The sequence below is a fragment of the Angustibacter luteus genome (assembly GCF_039541115.1).
GTDB classification, from domain to species: Bacteria; Actinomycetota; Actinomycetes; order Actinomycetales; family Angustibacteraceae; genus Angustibacter; species Angustibacter luteus.
On record NZ_BAABFP010000002.1, the window covers coordinates 801972 to 820732 of the forward strand.

General features: G+C 69.6%; 21 protein-coding genes and 1 pseudogene. 9 read left to right on the plus strand and 13 right to left on the minus strand.

Annotated elements, in window-relative coordinates:
- Positions 1-28 precede the first annotated feature (28 nt).
- The gene (locus ABEB17_RS03800; RefSeq protein WP_345715243.1) at positions 29-697 is read right to left on the minus strand and encodes a response regulator transcription factor; all 669 of its coding nucleotides are present in this window, start codon (positions 695-697) and stop codon (positions 29-31) included.
- Positions 694-1896, minus strand: coding sequence for a sensor histidine kinase (locus ABEB17_RS03805; protein ID WP_345715245.1), 1203 nt, complete (start codon positions 1894-1896; stop codon positions 694-696). The genes ABEB17_RS03800 and ABEB17_RS03805 overlap by 4 nt, the downstream gene beginning before the upstream one ends.
- 150 nt (positions 1897-2046) lie before the next feature.
- On the opposite strand from ABEB17_RS03805, the gene ABEB17_RS03810 reads away from it, so the two are divergent.
- Positions 2047-3120 (plus strand): chymotrypsin family serine protease, encoded by a 1074-nt coding sequence (locus tag ABEB17_RS03810; protein WP_345715246.1) that lies wholly within the window; start codon positions 2047-2049, stop codon positions 3118-3120.
- A 98-nt stretch (positions 3121-3218) separates the two neighbouring features.
- Here the strand turns inward: ABEB17_RS03810 and ABEB17_RS03815 are convergent.
- Positions 3219-3374, minus strand: a pseudogene (locus tag ABEB17_RS03815) (exodeoxyribonuclease III); the annotation flags it as partial.
- A gap of 222 nt (positions 3375-3596) precedes the next feature.
- Between ABEB17_RS03815 and ABEB17_RS03820 the strand changes: the two are divergent.
- The 4 genes from ABEB17_RS03820 (at position 3597) to ABEB17_RS03835 (ending at position 7494) form a co-directional block, all read left to right on the plus strand.
- Entirely contained in the window at positions 3597-4388 is a 792-nt protein-coding gene (locus tag ABEB17_RS03820; RefSeq protein ID WP_345715248.1) for a nucleotidyltransferase domain-containing protein, read from the plus strand.
- A complete protein-coding gene (locus tag ABEB17_RS03825; protein ID WP_345715249.1) occupies positions 4388-5065 on the plus strand; it encodes a metallophosphoesterase in 678 nt (225 codons plus the stop codon). Before ABEB17_RS03820 ends, ABEB17_RS03825 begins: the two co-directional genes overlap by 1 nt.
- Entirely contained in the window at positions 5062-6192 is a 1131-nt protein-coding gene (locus tag ABEB17_RS03830; protein WP_345715250.1) for a PD-(D/E)XK nuclease domain-containing protein, read from the plus strand. The genes ABEB17_RS03825 and ABEB17_RS03830 overlap by 4 nt, the downstream gene beginning before the upstream one ends.
- 159 nt (positions 6193-6351) lie before the next feature.
- Positions 6352-7494 (plus strand): AlbA family DNA-binding domain-containing protein, encoded by a 1143-nt coding sequence (locus ABEB17_RS03835; protein ID WP_345715251.1) that lies wholly within the window; start codon positions 6352-6354, stop codon positions 7492-7494.
- Here the strand turns inward: ABEB17_RS03835 and ABEB17_RS03840 are convergent.
- The gene (locus tag ABEB17_RS03840) at positions 7491-7736 is read right to left on the minus strand and encodes a helix-turn-helix transcriptional regulator (RefSeq protein ID WP_345715252.1); all 246 of its coding nucleotides are present in this window, start codon (positions 7734-7736) and stop codon (positions 7491-7493) included. The genes ABEB17_RS03835 and ABEB17_RS03840 overlap by 4 nt on opposite strands.
- Before the next feature lie 54 nt (positions 7737-7790).
- Here ABEB17_RS03840 and ABEB17_RS03845 point away from each other — a divergent pair, with 54 nt between their 5' ends.
- Positions 7791-8252 carry a hypothetical protein gene (locus ABEB17_RS03845; protein ID WP_345715253.1) on the plus strand — a complete coding sequence of 154 codons (462 nt, stop codon included), beginning with the start codon at positions 7791-7793 and terminating at the stop codon, positions 8250-8252.
- Positions 8253-8292: 40 nt separating this feature from the next.
- On the opposite strand, the gene ABEB17_RS03850 is transcribed toward ABEB17_RS03845, so the two are convergent.
- The 4 genes from ABEB17_RS03850 to ABEB17_RS03865 all read right to left on the minus strand — a co-directional run bounded on the left by ABEB17_RS03850 (position 8293) and on the right by ABEB17_RS03865 (position 11967).
- On the minus strand, positions 8293-9099 hold the full coding sequence (locus ABEB17_RS03850; protein ID WP_345715254.1) for an exodeoxyribonuclease III: 807 nt from the start codon (positions 9097-9099) through the stop codon (positions 8293-8295).
- Positions 9100-9120: 21 nt separating this feature from the next.
- Complete coding sequence (locus ABEB17_RS03855) at positions 9121-9594, minus strand: CAP domain-containing protein (RefSeq protein ID WP_345715255.1); 474 nt, start codon at positions 9592-9594, stop codon at positions 9121-9123.
- 145 nt (positions 9595-9739) lie between these two features.
- On the minus strand, positions 9740-10957 hold the full coding sequence (locus ABEB17_RS03860) for an NADP-dependent isocitrate dehydrogenase (protein WP_345715256.1): 1218 nt from the start codon (positions 10955-10957) through the stop codon (positions 9740-9742).
- A gap of 41 nt (positions 10958-10998) precedes the next feature.
- The gene (locus ABEB17_RS03865; RefSeq protein WP_345715798.1) at positions 10999-11967 is read right to left on the minus strand and encodes an RluA family pseudouridine synthase; all 969 of its coding nucleotides are present in this window, start codon (positions 11965-11967) and stop codon (positions 10999-11001) included.
- Between the two features lie 74 nt (positions 11968-12041).
- On the opposite strand from ABEB17_RS03865, the gene ABEB17_RS03870 reads away from it, so the two are divergent.
- Positions 12042-12356, plus strand: a complete 315-nt coding sequence (locus ABEB17_RS03870) for a hypothetical protein (RefSeq protein WP_345715257.1) — start codon at positions 12042-12044, stop codon at positions 12354-12356.
- Positions 12357-12380: 24 nt separating this feature from the next.
- Here ABEB17_RS03870 and ABEB17_RS03875 read toward each other — a convergent pair whose 3' ends face one another.
- A complete protein-coding gene (locus ABEB17_RS03875) occupies positions 12381-13226 on the minus strand; it encodes an MOSC domain-containing protein (RefSeq protein ID WP_345715258.1) in 846 nt (281 codons plus the stop codon).
- Between the two features lie 65 nt (positions 13227-13291).
- On the opposite strand from ABEB17_RS03875, the gene ABEB17_RS03880 reads away from it, so the two are divergent.
- Positions 13292-14284 (plus strand): malate dehydrogenase, encoded by a 993-nt coding sequence (locus tag ABEB17_RS03880; RefSeq protein ID WP_345715259.1) that lies wholly within the window; start codon positions 13292-13294, stop codon positions 14282-14284.
- A 3-nt stretch (positions 14285-14287) separates the two neighbouring features.
- On the opposite strand, the gene ABEB17_RS03885 is transcribed toward ABEB17_RS03880, so the two are convergent.
- Together ABEB17_RS03885 and ABEB17_RS03890 are read right to left on the minus strand one after the other, a co-directional pair.
- Positions 14288-14557 carry a DUF3017 domain-containing protein gene (locus tag ABEB17_RS03885; RefSeq protein WP_345715260.1) on the minus strand — a complete coding sequence of 90 codons (270 nt, stop codon included), beginning with the start codon at positions 14555-14557 and terminating at the stop codon, positions 14288-14290.
- Positions 14554-15414: a bifunctional methylenetetrahydrofolate dehydrogenase/methenyltetrahydrofolate cyclohydrolase gene (locus tag ABEB17_RS03890; protein WP_345715261.1), complete on the minus strand. Its 861-nt coding sequence runs from the start codon at positions 15412-15414 to the stop codon at positions 14554-14556. Before ABEB17_RS03890 ends, ABEB17_RS03885 begins: the two co-directional genes overlap by 4 nt.
- Positions 15415-15502: 88 nt before the next feature.
- On the opposite strand from ABEB17_RS03890, the gene ABEB17_RS03895 reads away from it, so the two are divergent.
- Positions 15503-16417: a hypothetical protein gene (locus tag ABEB17_RS03895; protein ID WP_345715262.1), complete on the plus strand. Its 915-nt coding sequence runs from the start codon at positions 15503-15505 to the stop codon at positions 16415-16417.
- A gap of 93 nt (positions 16418-16510) precedes the next feature.
- Here ABEB17_RS03895 and purH read toward each other — a convergent pair whose 3' ends face one another.
- Together purH and purN are read right to left on the minus strand one after the other, a co-directional pair.
- Entirely contained in the window at positions 16511-18115 is a 1605-nt protein-coding gene (gene purH / locus ABEB17_RS03900; RefSeq protein ID WP_345715263.1) for a bifunctional phosphoribosylaminoimidazolecarboxamide formyltransferase/IMP cyclohydrolase, read from the minus strand.
- On the minus strand, positions 18112-18756 hold the full coding sequence (purN, locus tag ABEB17_RS03905; RefSeq protein WP_345715264.1) for a phosphoribosylglycinamide formyltransferase: 645 nt from the start codon (positions 18754-18756) through the stop codon (positions 18112-18114). The genes purH and purN overlap by 4 nt, the downstream gene beginning before the upstream one ends.
- Between the last annotated feature and the right edge of the window lie 5 nt (positions 18757-18761).

Genomic DNA, 18761 nt, shown 5'->3' on the forward strand with positions numbered 1-18761 from the left:
TACTCCCCCAGGCGTACCGAGCCGCGCACTAGCCCAGCCAGCCGGGCCGAACCAGGCCGGACTCGTACGCCAGGACGACGAGCTGGGCCCGGTCCCGGACGCCGAGCTTGACCATGGCCCTGCTCACGTGGGTCTTCGCGGTGGCCGGGCTCATCACCAGCCGGTCGGCGATCTCGGCGTTGCTGAGCCCCTCGCCGACCAGCGTGACGATCTCGCGCTCGCGCCCGGTCAGCCGGGCGACGTCCGGACGCTCGTGCGGCAACGGCTTCGCGCCGACCGCGACGTGCTCGATGAGCCGGCGGGTCACGGACGGCGAGAGCTGGGCGTCGCCGGCCGCGACCGCGCGCACGGCCTTGACCAGGTCGGCCGGCTCGGTGTCCTTGACCAGGAACCCGCTGGCCCCGACCCGCAACGCCTCGAACACGTACTCGTCCAGCTCGAAGGTGGTGAGCACGAGGACCCGGGTGCCGGACAGCTCGGGGTCCGCGGCGATCAGCCGGGTCGCGGCCAGACCGTCCAGCCCGGGCATCCGGATGTCCATGAGGACGACGTCCGGGTGGGTGCGGCGCACCACGTCGAGTGCGGCCTCGCCGTCCGCCGCCTCACCAACGACCCGCAGGTCGGGCTCGGCGTCCAGCAACGCCCGGAACCCGGCGCGCACCAACGCCTGGTCGTCCGCCACCACCACGTCGATCACGCGGGCACCTGCTCCGGTGTCAACGGGAAGCGGACGGCGACCCGCAGGCCGCCGCTCGGACGGACCGCGACGTCGACGGTGCCGCCCAGGGCCCGGGCCCGCTCCCGCATGCCCAGCAGCCCACGTCCTTCCGACACGGGCGCGCGCGCCGTCCCGTCATCGGACACCTCGACCTCCAGGGCGGCCGGCCCACGACGCAGCCGCACGGTCGCGGACGCCGCTCCGGCGTGCCGGCTGACGTTCGTCAGCGACTCCTGCACCACCCGGTAGGCGGCCGCCTGCACCGGCCCGGGCACCCCGATCGCCAGGTCCCCCACCGCTTCTGGCGCGAGGTCGACCTGCAGGCCACCCGCGCGGGCCTGCGCGACCAGCACCTTCACGTCGCCCAGCGCCGGCGCCGGGGTGCGCGGCACGTCACCCTCCGCGCGCAGCACGGCCAGCACGGTGCGCACCTCCTCGAGGGCGTCCCGACTGGCGTCCCGGATGGCCGTCAACGCCGGCCGGGCCTGCTCGGGGTGCTCGTCCAGCAGGTGCAGCGCGACGCCGGCCTGGACGGCGATCAGCGACAGCGAGTGCCCGATGGTGTCGTGCAGGTCGCGGGCCAGGGCCAGCCGCTCCTCGCCCACCGCGGCCTCCTGCTCGGCGGCCCGGGCCCGGCGCGCTGCCGCGAACTGCTCGGCCCGGCGTCGCGGCAGCTCGCCCACCAGCAGCAGCACGAGCAACCAGGCGGCGGCCGCGAGCGCCGCGCCCAGCCCGACCGGGTGGTCGCTGACTGCACCGAGCCCCAGCGTCAGCGCGTACCCGCACCCCGCGACCAGCCAGGCCGCCACCCGCCGTCCGGACGCGACCGCGACCACCAGGGCCAGGCCCGCGCTCGCCACCACCGGCCCGCGCGGGTACCCCAGCCCCAGGTAGGTGGCGGCGGCGCCGACCGCCACGGCCGCGACCGCCACCCGGTGCCGGGGCAGGACGAGCAGCGCCAACGGCCCCAGGGCGAGCAGCAGGTAGCCGGCCACGTCGAGCGCCCGGGCCTGCGGTTGCCGGGTGGCCGCCGCAGTGGAACCTCCGAGCTGGACGACGAGCAGGACCAGCGCCACCACCCGGGCGACCGCCCGCTGGCGGACGGCGCTGCCGGCCCACGGTGCACCCGCCCACGGTGCACCCGCCCACGGCGGCCCCCAGGTCGACACGTCACCCATCCCGCGAACGTAGCGCGGCCGGCCCGCGAGCGGCATCCGCCGACGGGAGGCAGCGTTCCTACGACCCAGGGTGTATCTAACTCGCGACCGGACCGCTCTTTCCATCGACGAACCACGGCAGGGGGTCGTGGTTCCCCAAGGAGGAACGGCATGCGCATCTCGAAGAAGACGACGATCGTCGCCTGGATGACCGCGGCTGCTGCGGTGACAGCCGTCGGCGTGGGGGGCACGCAGGCATCGGCGGCGTCCGGCAACGGCAAGGCCAAGCTCGCTCCGACGCACAGCAAGGCCCTCGCGGCCTCGAGCTCGCCGGACTACAAGGCGGCGCGGGCCGCGAAGGCCCCGGTCGCCACCAAGGCGTCGAAGGCGGCCCTGGCCACCGTGCAGGATCGCATCGCGAAGTACGTCGCGAAGAACGGCACCAGGTACACGTTCGGTTCGTACTCCGACCCGAAGACCGGCGCGCTCGTGCTCGACACCAACGCCCCGGCCAGCCTGGTGAAGTCGCTGACCAACCTGAAGACCGCCACCGCCGCCAAGAGCGTCGCCGGCCTGACCAGCGTCAAGGTCACGACCCACAAGGTCACGACGAACGACGCCTACCACCGCCGCGACGACGTCCCGGCCTTCTACGGCGGCGGCGGACTGTCGGCCGAGGGCTTCCTGTGCTCGACCGGCTACACCGTGCAGAGCTCGACCGGAGCCCGGTGGATGGTCACCGCAGGTCACTGCTTCTCCAACGGCGCGAGCGTCAAGACCGAGTCCGGCGCGAACGTCGAGGGCACCGTGACGGCGCGCACGCTGGCCTCGCTCGGCGGCGGCCCCATCGACGTCGAGTTCCTCGCCGGCAAGTCGTACGCCGGCCGGATCTTCACCGGTGGCGTGACCAGCAGCACCAGCATCCCCGTGGTGGGTTCGGGCGCCGCGTACGTCGGCTACACGGACTACTGCCACAGCGGTCGGACCACCGGTGAGCAGTGCGGTCACACCGCGACCAGCGTCACCGCCCAGGTCTGCACCGCGACCGGCTGCAAGTCCCCGGTGATCGCCTACACCGGTGGCACCGTCCAGCAGGGCGGCGACTCCGGCGGCACGTTCTACGCCAAGAACTCCACCGGCGCGTGGATCCGCGGGCACGTCATCGCGGGCAACTCGGTCACCGGCTACATCGAGCCGTACACCGAGATCACCAAGCGCTGGGCCGTCACCGCCTCGCTGGGCTGATCAACAGATGGGCTGATCACCAGATGGGCTGATCACCAGCACCACACGCTCGACCGGGACGCCCGGGGCCACACGGCTCCGGGCGTTCCCGCGCGCGCTCAGACGTCGTAGTCGACGACGACGGCGGCGTGGTCGCTCCACCGCTCGGCGTACGTCGCGGCCCGCCCGGCCTCGGCCTTCACTGCTCGGCCGGCCAGGGTGGCCGTCGCCAGCTGGTAGTCGATCCGCCAGCCCGAGTCGTTGTCCAGGGATCGCCGCTATATGTACACAACCACTACGAACGCGGCTGCCTGACCAGCATTTATCACGCTGTGTCACCAAACCTCGCGAACGCCGATAGATCGGCACACCAGTCACATCAGCACCACCGGAGCGCCTCGCCCGCTCGGTCTGACTCCGGCCAAACCTTGGCCCGACACGGCAGTTCTCGATCGCAATCGTCCGTGCATGTCGGAGCTCGGGTCTACGTTGTTCGCATGAGCGCCGGTCAGCTACTGGGTCGCGCGACGTCGAATACGTCTCGCGTTCTGGCAGGTATCCGCGACGCACTGGGACAGCAGGCGCCAGACCGCCTGGCATTGATGCTCTACGGCAGCGTCGCTCGCGGAACGCAGGGCGACGACTCTGACATCGACGTCCTCGAATTGGTCTCCGGCGATGCAGCGACGTATCAGGTCGGAACCATCAACGTGACGCAGTACCGCCCTGCCCACCTCAGGGCTCTTGCCGCGCAGGGCAGCTTGTTCGTGTTGCATCTACGCACGGATGGCGTTGTCATCGAGGATCGGTTCGGACTGCTCACTCGGACACTGGAAGCTTATGAGCGGCCGCTCACATACGCCCCAATATGGGACCAACTGGCGACCGCAGCAGGCGTGCTCGACGTCTCCGCTCACGATGTCCGCGGATACCTCCGCGGACTTGGCCGTCTCGGTGTCTATATCGCGCGCACCGCCGCATACCTTCGCAGCGTCGAGGCGGGCGAGGTCAACTTCGACATCGGCTTGCTCAGCCAACAACTCGACCAGCCTGGGCTCGCCGACGCAGTTGCTCTTCGCCGTCAGGCGACGTTCTCGCTCTCCGATATCGCAAAGCTGCGTCATGAGATCGAGCGCATCGTGCCAAACGTGCCAAGCGGCCCTATCGAATCCGTTGAGTCGTACGCCATCGCACATGCAGACCATGGGGAACTGGCAATGCTCATGGCCACGGTGTTGACCGATGAAGACGAGCTGGAGTACAGCGCACTCACCCTCCCCCCGTTCTGATGCGTGAACGGATCGCGGTCGTCGGTGACGTCCACGGCAACGCTCGGGCGTTGGCGCGAGCCTTCGAGTGGCTTGAGACTTGGGACGGATTGGTGATCTTCGTCGGGGATTACGTAAACCGTGGCCCGGCATCGCGCGAAGTCGTCGATCACTTGATCCTCGCCAAGGACGCACTCGGCGAGCGCTTGGTGCTCCTGCGTGGCAATCACGACCAAGTGCTGCTGGACTTCATTTCGGGCGAGAGCCCACGCCGACTGCTTTCGCATGGCGGCCTGACCACCGTCAGCAGCTACCTGAAGGGTACGGAGGCTCAGGCGAGCATTGAGACTTTTCGCGAAACCTTTCCCGACGGGCATCTACGTCTCCTAGGCGACACAGGGACGCACTTCGAGACCGACGAGATGCTGGTGTCGCATGCCGGCTATAACCCTGACAGACCAACAAGTAGGAGGTCAGAAGACTTGGCCTTGGGACGGCATCATGGGATCTTTTCCCGAGGCGCTACTGCACCAAAGGCGCTCATCATCTGCGGCCACTACATCCAGAGGGGGATGAAGCCGTTCGAGTCGAGGAACCTGATATGCCTTGACACCGGAAGCGGCACGACCGCGGGGGCTCCGCTGACGTTGGTCACGCTGCCAGATCGCAACTTCTACCAATTCTACGGAGAGACATGACGGATCTGAAGGAGGCATGTCGGGACCTTTTCGCGGCGCTCGATGAGGGCAAGCGCGTAATCTGCATCCACTATAGTTGCGAAAACTTCCACGATGTCACCGACCGCCCTGTTGCGGTGAGCGCCATCGCTGTTTCCGAACTGACCGATGCAACAGGGGGACGAGAGTCAACCGTCTTCTCCATCGCCAATTCTTCAGCAAACCAAGACCCGGTCGAACGCGAAAAGGAGATGTTTGCCAGATTCTTCGAGTATGCACGCACACGCCCCGATGCGTTCTGGGTTCACTGGAATATGAACAACGCCACCTACGGCTTTTCTGCACTGATCTCTCGATACCGTTACCTGTTGGGCTCTGAACCCAACAGTCCGTGGCAGAGCAACCGTCTCTTCGATCTTGACTCACTAGTGGGCGCCAGGTACGGCGATCAGTTTGCCAAGCACCCAAAACTCCTGAGTCTTTGCTCGTTGAATGGGTATTTCCTCTCGTTCTTCAAGGCGGGCCGTGACGAAGCAAAGGCGTTTTCGGACGGCGACTACGGCTTGTGCGAGAGGTCCACTGCGGAGAAATCACACCTTCTAGCATCTATTTTGACTGACTTCCGTGCGGGATCGCTGCGTACACAAAACTCAGTCGGTTCACTGCACTTTGCATCCGAGCCCCTAGACGCTGTGAAGGTCGTGCTGGCCATAGGTGATCGCTTTCGATATGTGGAACGGCAACTGCTCCGTCGCCACGCCTCTCGCGACACGCTTAAGATTCAAGACGAGTACGATGCACAGGATTTGCTCAGGGCGCTCCTTGCCGTGTTCTTCGAGGATATTCGCCCTGAAGAGGTCGCACCAAAGCTTGGCGGCGCCTCCTCACGCATCGACTTCATTCTTCCCGACTACGCGCTCGCACTAGAGCTGAAGTACGCGCGTAGCAGCATGACTTCAGCTTCACTCGGCGAGGAACTCATCGTTGATCGAGACCGGTACCAATCTCGGCAAGAGATCCAGCACCTGATCTGTCTGGTATTTGATCACGACGGCCAGCTCGATAACCCGCGTGGCCTAGAACGGGACCTGAGTCGGGAGGCCAGCCTTGAATCGTTTGCGGTGACCGTTCGGATCTACGACCGGTGAAGGCCGCCACCCCCACCTGGCTAGGGCTTCGCGCCATTTCCCCTGTGGCTGACAGTCATGAAAGTGCCCTGACCGGAGGATTCCTGAATGTGGCGCCCTGATTCAGAGAAGCAACTTGTCGACGCTCTATCAAGTGGCGATGTACGCGAACATCGCGGCTTGGATGTCAAGCGCGAGGTCGGAGACAGCAACGGACCCCGGCGCGAATTGGCGCGGGATCTTGCCGGATTCGCTATTGATGGTGGCGCCCTGCTGATCGGCGTCGCCGAGGACACAGACACAGGAACGCTCACGCCTAGTCCCGTCCCCCTAGTTGGGCAGGCGGAGCGCATCGAACAGGTAGCAGCGACTCGCATCGACCCTCCACTCTTCGTGCAGGTCCGCGCGATTCCAACTGCGAGCGATCCCGCCCGCGGCTACCTCTGGGTTGATGTTCCACCCAGCCCGCTAGCCCCCCATATGGTTGAGGGCGCGTATTGGGGCAGGGTCGACAAGACCAAGGGACGGCTCACCGACGCCCAGGTCCTTCGCTTGCACGCCGAGAGGAAGTCCGTCGAGGCCAGCATGTCGGCCACCTTGGACCTTGAGATCGAGCGCGATCCTGTCCCTCTCGGCCTTCAGCGCGAGGGCCACTTGTACCTTGCCGCGAACCCGCTATCGCCTCAGGCAGACCTTGGACTCGCCTTTCTCAAGCAACGGGACCAGGCTCGCTTGTTTCGACTGATCAACGCCCCAAGTACGACTCTGTCGAATCGCGCCCGGGGCATTCCCCCGACACCTGAGTACGCCGGTGCGATGCGACTGCGTGCCGAAGGCATTGCCATGAGCTCGCTTTCGGAGGGTGCACGTGAGAGCCCGGTCAACGCCGATCGCGAGACAGACCTGGTGGACATCGAGTTCCGGGAGGACGGCGGAATCCGAGCCGTCGTGGGACGCGCAACAACCACCTGGGGCGAGCGACGCGCGATCGTGGACGGGCTCGCCGTGGCCTACGCGCGCCTGATGTTGGGTTGGGCACGAGAGTACGGCTCGGAGTGTGCCTTCTCTGGGGTGTGGGTCTTTGGTCTTGCCGCCACCGGGCTGAAGAACCTGTCGTCCTCGGTGTACGACAGTTCAAGCATTCGCCGTCAGCCTCCAATCTACGACGCTGCGCAGTACCGAGCCGTGACGAGAGCTAGCACCCTCGAGTTGGAGGATCAGCCCTGGGCTGTAGCGGATCGCCTCGTCTCGAAGTTGCTTCGGAGCTTGGCGACCGAGCAGTACTTCATAGCCGATCTTCAGACACCCAACTCGGCGGGCTAGCCACGACCGGCACGTGCCTCGGCGGCTCGGCATAGATCACCGAGCGATAGGTCCAGAGCCCAAGCTAGCCGGGCTGCCACCTGAAGCGTGACTCCACGCTCGCCACGCTCAATCAATCCGACAGACGTGCGGTGGAGGCCGGCCTCCCCGGCGAGTTGTTCCATGGACCAGCCGCGCTCTCGACGCGCAACCGCCAACTCCTCGGCAACGGAGCGAGCAAACACTTCGTCACGGGCCGGCACATGGCGAACCTACGGACCGTGGCCGCACGACGCCACGAGACTATAGTCTCGGCTGTGTCCAACGAGACTCCCAAATCGGTACTAGGTGAAGATGGCGGCTACTACTGGCCAATGATCGGGACGCCCGTCGCCCGGGAAGAGGCCTGGTCGCGGTTCTGGGCGGTCATGCGGGATGGCCTAGCCGAGCTTGCCATGGAAGGCCGGCTGCCAGAGTGGATCGTTGACCCAGACTGCGCCGACGCCATGAAATCAGCCTCAACCCCCGGGGAGGGTCGACGCGCTGCCATGGAGTTGTGGATCACAAAGCTCATACGCGGCGATGTCGTCGAGATGCAGGTGTTTCCGAATCTCGAGCAGATGGTCTTCGACGGCACCGACGATCTTCGACACGCGCGTCGGCGAGCGCGACGCGAAGGAATGACAGATGTAGTGGTCAGCCTGGCTGATCGCTACCAGCTGCGCATCGACATAGCGAGGCGCTCGCGATGTAGTGGCCGTGGCGGAAATAGTCGTTAGCGATGGATCGGTCCGCGGCCAAATGCACTAACGAATTCAGTTACAAATCGTAGTCAACCGTAACGGCAGCGTGATCACTCCATCGCTCAGCGTAACTGCTTGCCCGCCCGACTGTCGCTTTTACCGCTTTCGTAGCCATTTCTCGTGACGCTAAGTGATAATCGATTCGCCAGCCAGCGTCGTTATCGAACGCCTGCCCGCGCCAGGACCACCACGTGTACGGGCCGGGGCCCTCACCGGCCAGCGCCCGGTGCACGTCCACGTACCCGCCGCGGGTCGACGTCCACCGGTCGAGCAGCGCTCGCTCCGCGGGCAGGAAGCCGGCCTTGCCGCGGTTGCCCTTCCAGTTCTTCAGATCTGCCTCGCGGTGGGCGACGTTGAGGTCGCCGGTCACCACGACGTGCCCACCCACCCGGCGCAGCGCACTCATCCGACGTCCCATGGCGTCCAGGAAGCGCAGCTTCGTGTCCTGGCGCGGGGTACCCGCCTCGCCCGTGTGCACGTACACCGACACGGCGGTGAGCAGCCCGGACTGGGTCGCGACGTCAGCCTCGACCCAGCGGCCGGTACCGGCGAACTCGCGACGACCCACCCCGTGCCGGACGTCGAGCGGCTCGTCGCGGGTCAGCACGGCCACGCCGGCGTGCCCGGCGACCAGGCTCGCGTCGTGCGAGACGTGCCAGCCGGCGAAGGGACCGACGGCGAGGAGCTCGCGCAGCAGGTCGTCGCCGGCGCGCACCTCTTGCAGCGTCAGGACGTCCGGTTGCTGCGCCGCCAGCCAGTCGAGCCCGCCGCGCCTGGCGGCGGCCCGGATCCCGTTGACGTTGGCGGAGACGACGCGTAGCACGCGCCTATCCTGCCGGTCGGGTCAGCGACGGATGAAGTCGGTCACCGTGGTGCACTGGCTGGCGCACTGGGTGCCGACGCCGATCTGGTTGACCTTGGGGTCGAGGATGTTCGCCCGGTGACCCGGCGACCGCATCCAGAGCGCGACGAGGGAACGGGCGGGCAGGTTGGCGCGCGCGATGTTCTCCGAGGCCCGGTTCGCGCTGCAGGCCTTCATGATGGGCAGCAGCGCCTGGTGGGTCAGCGTCGACTTGGTGCGCAGCTGGGTGGCCAGCCGCTCGGCGTACCGGTCAGGGCACGAGGTGTACGAGAGCGGCTTGAGGTGGTGGCTGACGCGCTGGGCGTTGATCGCCTTGACGACCCGCACCTCGTAGGCGTTCAGGTAGGACTGGCTGACGGCCGCCTGCGCCGGTGCGACACCCGCGCCAGCGACCACACCAGCGGCCAGTGCCACGGCCACGCCGGCCCGCGCGATTACTCTGGGTGTAGAAGGCATCCCCAGAGAGTAGGGGGTGAATGGGCCGATTGACTAGTCCCAATCTCACCCAACGTGCCTGAACAACTACCCAGAGCGCCGCAGCGCGGCGTCCCCGAGGGGGCGCCGCGCCGCGGTCGGAGCCTGCCAGGCTCCTTCGGATGTCTCAGACCTGAGCTGCGGCCAGGTTCTCGTCCAGCGCCGCGAGGAACTCCTCCGTCGTCAGGAACGGCTGGTCCTTGCTGATCAGCAGCGCCAGGTCCTTCGTCATCTTGCCGCTCTCGACGGTCTCGATGCAGACGCGCTCGAGCGCCTCCGCGAAGCCCGTGACCTCGGGAGTGCCGTCGAGCTTGCCGCGGTGCTTCAGGCCACCGGTCCAGGCGAAGATCGAGGCGATCGGGTTCGTGGACGTCGGCTTGCCGGCCTGGTGCTGGCGGTAGTGCCGGGTGACCGTGCCGTGCGCCGCCTCGGCCTCGACCGTCTGGCCGTCCGGCGTCATCAGGACCGACGTCATCAACCCGAGCGAGCCGAAGCCCTGGGCCACGGTGTCGGACTGGACGTCGCCGTCGTAGTTCTTGCAGGCCCAGACGTAGCCGCCCTCCCACTTCATCGCGGCCGCGACCATGTCGTCGATCAGCCGGTGCTCGTACGTGAGCCCCGCCGCGTCGAACTCGCCCTTGAACTCGGCCTCGAAGATGCGCTCGAAGATGTCCTTGAACTGGCCGTCGTAGGCCTTCAGGATCGTGTTCTTGGTGGACAGGTACACCGGGTAGCCGCGCTGCAGGCCGTAGCTGAACGACGCCCGCGCGAAGTCCTCGATGGACTTGTTGAAGTTGTACATGCCCATCGCCACACCGCCGTCCGCGCCGTAGTTGGCGACGACGTGCTGGATCGGCTCGCTCCCGTCCTGCGGGGTGAACGTCATGGTCAGCTCGCCCGCACCGGGCACCTTGAAGTTGGTCGCCTTGTACTGGTCGCCGTGGGCGTGACGGCCGATGATGATCGGCTTCGTCCAGCCCGGCACCAGCCGCGGGATGTTGCTGATGATGATCGGTTCGCGGAACACGACCCCGCCGAGGATGTTGCGGATCGTGCCGTTCGGCGAGACGTACATCTTCTTCAGGCCGAACTCCTCGACCCGCGCCTCGTCCGGCGTGATCGTCGCGCACTTGACCCCGACGCCGTACTGCTTGATGGCGTTGGCCGCGTCGACCGTGACCTGGTCGTCCGTCGCGTCGCGGTGCTCGATGCCGAGGTCGTAGTACTTGAGGTCGACGTCGAGATAGGGGTGGATCAGGCGGTCCTTGATGAACTGCCAGATGATCCGCGTCATCTCGTCGCCGTCCAGCTCGACGACCGGCTGGGCGACCTTGATCTTGGCCATGAGGGGAGCCTCTCGTGGGGATGCGATGCGATTGCTTGACGTCAAGATATCGGCAACCCGGTCGCGGTCGCCACCCCGGGATCCTCGGCCCATCCGGCCGGGTCCGTCCAGGCCCGCAGCGAGCGCCGGCTCTCGAACCGGCGCGGCCGCCCGCTGACCGGGTCGGTGAACTCGAGGGTCCGGGCCAGCAGCTGCAGCGGGCGGGACCAGTCGTCCACCGCCTGGTCCCGCACGACGGGGTAGAGCGGGTCGCCGAGGATCGGCAGGCCGATCGCGCACATGTGCAGCCGCAGCTGGTGGGTGCGTCCGGTCAGGGGCAGCAGCCGGTACCGCCCGAGCCCGTCCCGCTGCTCGACCAGCTCGATCCGGGTGCTGCTGTTGGGCTCCCCGGGGACCTCGGCCGCCGCGAACACCCCGCGCTCCTTGACGATCCGGGTGGCCCGCTCGACCGGCAGCTCGACCCGCGGGTCGTACGGGGCCACCGCCTCATAGACCTTGCGCACCTGACGGTGCTCGAACAGCGACTGGTACGCGCCGCGCAGCTCGGGGCGGACGACGAACATGACCACGCCCGCGGTGATCCGGTCCAGCCGGTGCGCCGGGCTCAGGGCTGGCAGGTCGAGCTCGGTGCGCAACCGCACCAGCGCCGTCTGCAGCACGTGCCGGCCGCGCGGGATCGTCGCCAGGAAGTGCGGCTTGTCCACCACGAGCAGGTCGTCGTCCCGGTGCAGGACGTCGATCTCGAACGGCACCGGCGCCTCGTCCGGCAGGTCGCGGTGGAACCAGATCGACGTCCCCGGTCGGTACGGCGCGAGCCGCCCGAGCGGACCGTCGCGGTCCACGACCTCGCCGTCGTCCAGCATCTGCTCGAGCCGGCCCGAGGGTGCCCACGGCAGCCGGTCGTGCAGGTAGTCCAGCACCGTCGCCCAGTCGCCGCCCGCGGGCAGCCGCAGCTCAGCGGGCTCCAGCCCGTGGCGGCGCGGCAGCGGGGACGGCAGGGCTCGGCGCATGGTGGTCCCAGGGTAGGCGCGCTGGCGTGCCGTGCGCGCGAGCGGCAGACTCACGCCGACCCCTGGAGGCACCCGTGCTCGAGAACGCCGCCGACCCCGACATCCTGCGGCAGTCCCTGCAGACCCACCGCGCCCTGCTCAGCGCCGCCTACGCCGAGGGAGCCCGGCCGGACATCGGCAAGGTGACCAGCCTGGACGTCCGGCTCGATGCGCTGCTCGACCGGTGGAACGAGCTCGACGACGCGGACCAGCGCGACCTGGCCCGGGTCGTGCAGTACGTGGTGCGGGTGCCGGACGACATCGACGACGTGCACCGGCGGGACGGCCTGGACGATGACGAGGACCAGGTCGAGCAGCTCGTCACCCGGCTGCACGACCGGGTGGGCTGACCGACCGCCAGACAAGGCTGTCGGTTACGGCACGCCGAGGTCGGTGACGGCGTCACCGACGCGCACGACGCCCGTGGACAACGGGATCAGCCGGACGCCGAACCAGACCTTGTGGTCCCACCGGCGGTACCGCGCCATGGTCCGCAGCGGCTCCTTGCCGCCGGCCAGCGTCACCGGGTCGAGCGTCGTCATCACGCACCGGTCGCAGTGCTCGCCGAACCGGTACTCGACGTCCCCGATCCGGACCCGCCGCCAGCCGTCCTCGACGAACGGGCGGAGGTCTCCGTCCACCACGACGTTCGGCCGGAACCTCAGCATCGCCAGGGGTTCGGACGCCGGTTCGCCGCGGTCCACCCGTTCGGCGGCCACCCAGGAGTTGAGCTGGTGCAGCGACGCAGTGGTGGTGAGCAGCAAGGGTCCGGCGTCGGCCAGGCTCAGCGGGTCCGTGCCGCTGCCGCCGTGGTGGGTGCCCACCGGCCGCCGGGCCGGGTCGTCCAGCCAGACCAGCCGGGCCGGCTCGCCCAGCAGGTCACTGACCCAGGCGTCGGCGGCCGGCCCCGCGCAGGTCGCCCGGTCCAGCCGGGACAACGAGACCGCGACGTCGGGCGGACCGTCCGGTGGGGCGACCAGGAGGGTGTCTCGACCCGGCGCGGCCAACGTGAGCCCGTCGTCGCCGGCGCTCGCCGCGACCGACAGGAGCACGTGCCGCTCGCGGGCGGTGAGCACCTCGCCGTCGGGCCGCACGACCATCCAGCGGCGGTCGTGCCGTAGCCCGGCAAGCTCGACCCGCGCCCGATCCACCGCCTGGCCGCCGAGCGACTTCACCGGGTAGACGTGCACGGCGCTGACGACCGCAGGCTCGACCCTCACGAGGCCCGAACCTACCGAGCGGACTAGGCTCGGCGCGCCAGATCCGTCGTCCTGAGGAGCATGTCGTGAGCCCCACCCCCGTCAAGGTCGCCGTCACCGGAGCCGCCGGCCAGATCGGTTACAGCCTGCTGTTCCGCATCGCGAGCGGCGCGCTGCTGGGCCCCGACACTCCCGTCGAGCTGCGCCTGCTGGAGATCACGCCGGCGCTCGGCGCGCTCGAGGGCGTCGTCATGGAGCTCGACGACTGCGCGTTCCCGCTGCTGTCCAAGGTCGAGATCGGCGACGACGCCGAGACGATCTTCGACGGCGTGAACCTCGCCCTGCTGGTCGGCGCCCGCCCGCGCACCAAGGGCATGGAGCGCGGCGACCTGCTGGAGGCCAACGGCGCCATCTTCACCGCGCAGGGCAAGGCGCTCAACAAGGTCGCGGCCGACGACGTGCGGATCGGGGTGACCGGGAACCCGGCCAACACGAACGCGCTGATCGCGATGAGCAACGCCCCCGACATCCCCCGCGAGCGGTTCTCCGCGCTGACCCGGCTGGACCACAACCGTGGCCTGTCGCAGCTCGCGAAGAAGGCCGGCGTCACGGTCAGCGAGATCAAGAAGCTGACGATCTGGGGTAACCACTCGGCCACCCAGTACACCGACATCTTCCACGCGGAGATCAACGGCCAGAACGCCGCCGAGGTCGTGAACGACCAGGCCTGGATCGCCGACACGTTCATCCCGACCGTCGCCAAGCGCGGTGCGGCGATCATCGAGGCGCGGGGCTCGTCGTCCGCCGCCTCCGCCGCGTCGGCCACCATCGACGCCGGCCGCGACTGGCTCACCGGCTCCCCCGAGGGCGACTGGGTGTCGATGGCCGTCGTCTCGGACGGCTCGTACGGCGTCCCCGAGGGCCTGATCTACTCCTACCCGGTGATCACCAGGAACGGTGACTGGGAGATCGTCCAGGGCCTGGAGATCGACGACTTCTCGCGAGCCAAGATGGACGCGACCGCCGCCGAGCTCGTCGAGGAGCGCGACGCCGTCAAGGCGCTGGGCCTGATCGGCTGAGCGTCAGGCCGTGAGCTTGATGGTCGCCGCCAGGGCGATCGCGGCGACCGCGACGGCCGCCAGCATCAGGACGTCGGCGGGGCGGGAGCGCACCACGAGCGCTCCCGCCGCGGACGCCGGCAGCACGGCGCGGAGAACCGCCACCAGTCCGATCGTCGCGGCCAGCAGGTAGCCGCCGAGCCGCAGCTCGTCCGCGACCACCGCGGTCACGCCGGCCGCCACCCCGACGGGGAGCACCAGCCAGGGGCCGAGCAGCCGCGGCGTGGTGTTCATGCGCTGGCCCGCTCCGCGGCGTCCACGACGTTGCTCAACAGCATGGCCCGGGTCATCGGCCCGACGCCGCCGGGGTTGGGGCTGACCCAGCCGGCCACCTGCGTGACGTCGTCCGCGACGTCCCCGGCGACCCGCGACTTCCCGTCCGCACCGACGACGCGGCTGACGCCGACGTCCAGGACGGCGGCACCAGGCTTGACCATGTCGGCCGTCACCAGACCGGGGACGCCGGCGGCCGCCACGACGACGTCCGCGCGACGCACCTCGGCGGCCAGGTCGCGGGTTCCCGTGTGGCACAACGTGACCGTGGAGTTCTCGCTGCGCCGGGTGAGCATCAGGCCGAGGGGGCGACCGACGGTGATGCCGCGGCCGATGACGCAGACCTGCGCGCCGGCCAGCGGGACGTCGTAGCGGCGCAGCAGCTCGATGATGCCGGTCGGCGTGCACGGGGTGGGGGCGGCCTTGCCGAGCGCCAGCCAGCCCAGGTTCATCGGGTGCAGGCCGTCGACGTCCTTGACCGGGTCGACCCGCTCGAGGATCGCGAACTCGTCCAGGCCGGTGGGCTGCTGCACCAGGAACGCGGTGCAGGCGGGGTCGGCGTTGAGCTCGTCGACGACGGCCTCGACCTCGGCCTGGGTCGTGCCGACGGGGAGCTCGCGCTGCAGGCTGGCGATGCCGATCTCGGCGCAGTCCTTGTGCTTGGCGTTGACGTACCACCGGCTGCCCGGGTCGTCGCCCACCAGCACGGTCCCCAGCCCGGGGACGACGCCCTGCTCGCGCAGCCGGTCCACCCGGACCCGCAGCTCGCCCTTGATCTGGGCGAGCACCGCCTTGCCGTCCATCACGCCTGCCGCCATGCCGTTCATCCTTCCATGCCGACCGGTCGGCGCTGCCCGGGACCCGCTGGCTCAAGCCGAGGCGCCGCACCGCCGATGGGGGGGCGTGGTGGACTGCGCAGACCAGGCCCGCGGGCCGGACGACGCCCCGTGCTGGGCCGGGCACTGGTCCCGGGTCGAGCCGCTCCAGTCCGTCTGGGCGCAGGCCGCGCTGGTGCGCACCGTGGGTTCGCTCCCGCGCCTGCACGCATGGCGCCTCGGTGACGCCAAGGGTTCGTCACGCCAGCTGCAGTGGGTCGCACAGCTGGCCGGCAGCCCGGCGCCGATCGCCCCGCTCGGGGTCCTCGCGGTCACCGCGACCCAGCCCCGGCTGGACCACGGCGACGGGTCGGACGTCGGTGACAGCGTCGACCTCGCGATGGCCGTCGGCAGCTGGGCCGTCGACGCGCTGACCGGCGCCCTGAACGGCCTGGCGACGCGAGGGACGAACCCGCAGTGGGCAGGCGCGATGGTCCGGTTGCCCGGCAGCTGGCTGCCGCCGATGGCCTGGCTACCGCGCGACCGGCGCGGCGGTGACGACCCGGGGACCGCGTGGCCCACGGAGTCGGTCGAGGTGGCCCGCCGGTACACGTTGCACTGCGCCGAGCTGCGCACGATGGCAGCGCTGCTCACGCCTGCGGTGCTGGCCCTCGCGCTGGACGCCGTGCCCGCCGGCAGCGCGGTGACGGTCGCGGGCGATGCGCTGCACGTGTGGTGGCCGTACTCCGGCGACGCGCTGCGCCAGGTGGGCCGGGTCGCCCGGGCCGGCCGTGCCGCGCGGCTCATCGCGGACGCCTTCCCGGCGTTCGTGCTCGCCGACTTCCCGGACCGCAGCGGTGAGGTCGAGGCGGACCTCGCCGAGCGGCAGTCCGCAGCCGACGCGTACCGCGCGTCCCGACGTCCGGGCGCGTCCGTGGACCCCGTCATGCAGCGGATCTACGACCAGGCCCGCGCCGCCTACGACGCCGGCCACCCCTCCCCCTGACCCGCCCGACCTCACGCAGATGTCCCGACATCCGGGGTCGTGGGCGCTCCATGACCCCGAATGTCGGGACAAGTGCGGGTGAGGCTGCTCGGGTCAGTGGGCGAAGTGGCGGGTGCCGGTGAGGTAGAGGGTCACGCCGGCGGCGTTCGCGGCCTCGATGATCTCGTTGTCGCGGATCGACCCCCCGGGCTGGACGACGGCCCGCACACCCGCGTCCAGCAGCACCTGCAGCCCGTCGGCGAACGGGAAGAACGCGTCGGACGCCGCCACGGCACCGGCCGCCCGCTCCGCGCCGGCCCGCTCGACGGCCAGCCGGCACGAGTCGACCCGGTTGACCTGACCCATGCCGACCCCGACGCTCGCCCCGTCGGCGGCGAGCAGGATCGCGTTCGACTTCACGGCCCGCACCGCGCGCCAGGCGAAGGCGAGGTCGGCCAGCACGTCGTCGCCGGCCGCCGGACCCGCCGCCAACGTCCAGGACGACGGGTCGTCGCCCCCGGTGGGGACGCCGTCCTCGCCGGTCACCACCGCGTCGATCCGGTCCCCGGTCTGCACGAGGACGCCGCCGCTGACCTGGCGCAGCTCGACGCTGTCCCGGCCGTAGCCGTCGGGCAGCTCGAGCAGCCGGACGTTCTTCTTGCGGGTGAGCAGCTCGTAGGCGTCGGCCTCGAAGGACGGCGCGACGACCACCTCGGTGAACACGTCCGCGAGCTGCTCGGCCATCGCCAGCGTCACCGGACGGTTCGCCGCCACCACGCCGCCGTACGCCGACACCGGGTCGCAGGCGTGCGCCTTGCGGTGCGCGTCCGCGACGTCGTCCCCCACCGCGATGCCGCACGGGTTGGCGTGCTTGATGATCGCGACGGCCGGCCGGTCGAAGTCGAAGGCCGAGCGCAGCGCGGCGTCGGCGTCCACGTAGTTGTTGTAGGACATCTCCTTGCCGTGCAACGGGGTCGCCTGGGCGATGCCCGGCGTCGCGTCGGCGTCCACGTAGAGCGCGGCCTGCTGGTGCGGGTTCTCGCCGTAGCGCAGGGTCGCCGCCCGCTCCAGCGCGAGGCCCGCGTAGGCCGGCCACCACTGCGGGTCGTCGTCCAGCTCCTGCGCGCACCAGGCCGCCACGGCCTTGTCGTACGACGCCGTGTGGGCGAACGCCCGAGCGGCCAGCCGGCGACGCGCGGCGAGGTCGAAACCGCCGTCCTGCAACGCCTCCAGCACCTGTGGGTAGTCCGACGGGTCGGTCACGATCGCCACGCTGGCGTGGTTCTTCGCGGCGGCGCGCACCATCGACGGGCCACCGATGTCGATCTGCTCGACGACGTCGTCCAGGCCCGCGCCGGAGGCCACGGTCTCGCGGAACGGGTACAGGTTGCTGACCACCAGGTCGAACGGCTCGATGCCGAGCTCGTCGAGCTGGCGCTCGTGGTCGGCGTTGCGCCGGTCGGCCAGGATGCCCGCGTGCACCTTGGGGTGCAACGTCTTCACGCGCCCGTCCAGGCACTCCGGGAAGCCCGTGAGGTCCTCGACCTGGGTGACCGGCACGCCCGTCGAGGCGATCAGCTTGGCCGTCGAACCGGTCGACACGATCGCCACGCCGGCACCGTGCAGCGCCGCCGCGAGGTCCTCCAGCCCGGACTTGTCGTACACCGACACCAGGGCGCGGCGGATGACCCGCCGGCCGTTCGTGGTGGGCTCGCTCACGGGATGGTGACCCTTCTGTCGTGGACGGTCCAGCCGTCGCGGGCCATCCGGCCCACGACGTCGACGAGCATGGCGCGCTCGACGGTCTTGATGCGCTCGTGCAGGGACTCGACGTCGTCACCGTCGGCGACCTCGACCGCGCGCTGGGCGATGATCGCGCCGGTGTCGACCCCGTCGTCCACCAGGAACAGCGTCGCACCGGTCACCTTCACGCCGTACGCGAGGGCGTCGGCCGCGCCGTGCATGCCGGGGAACGAGGGCAGCAGCGCCGGGTGGGTGTTGACGTAGCGGCCGGCGAAGCGGGCCAGGAACGCCGGACCCGCCAGCTTCATGAACCCGGCGGAGACCACCAGGTCCGGCTCGCACGCCGCGACGACGTCGGTGACGTCGCGGTCCCAGGCCGCGCGGTCGGGCGCATCGGCCACCCGCCGGACGAACGTCGGGACGCCGGCCCGCTCGGCCCGGGCCAGCCCCTCGATGCCGGGCCGGTCGGCCCCGACCGCGACGACCTGCGCGCCGTACGACGGGTCCTGGCAGGCATCGAGCAGCGCCTGCAGGTTCGTCCCGGCGCCCGAGACCAGCACCACCAGGCGCGCAGGTCTGCGCGGGCGGTCGCGCGGGCGGCCCGCGTGCGTCGTCACGGTGG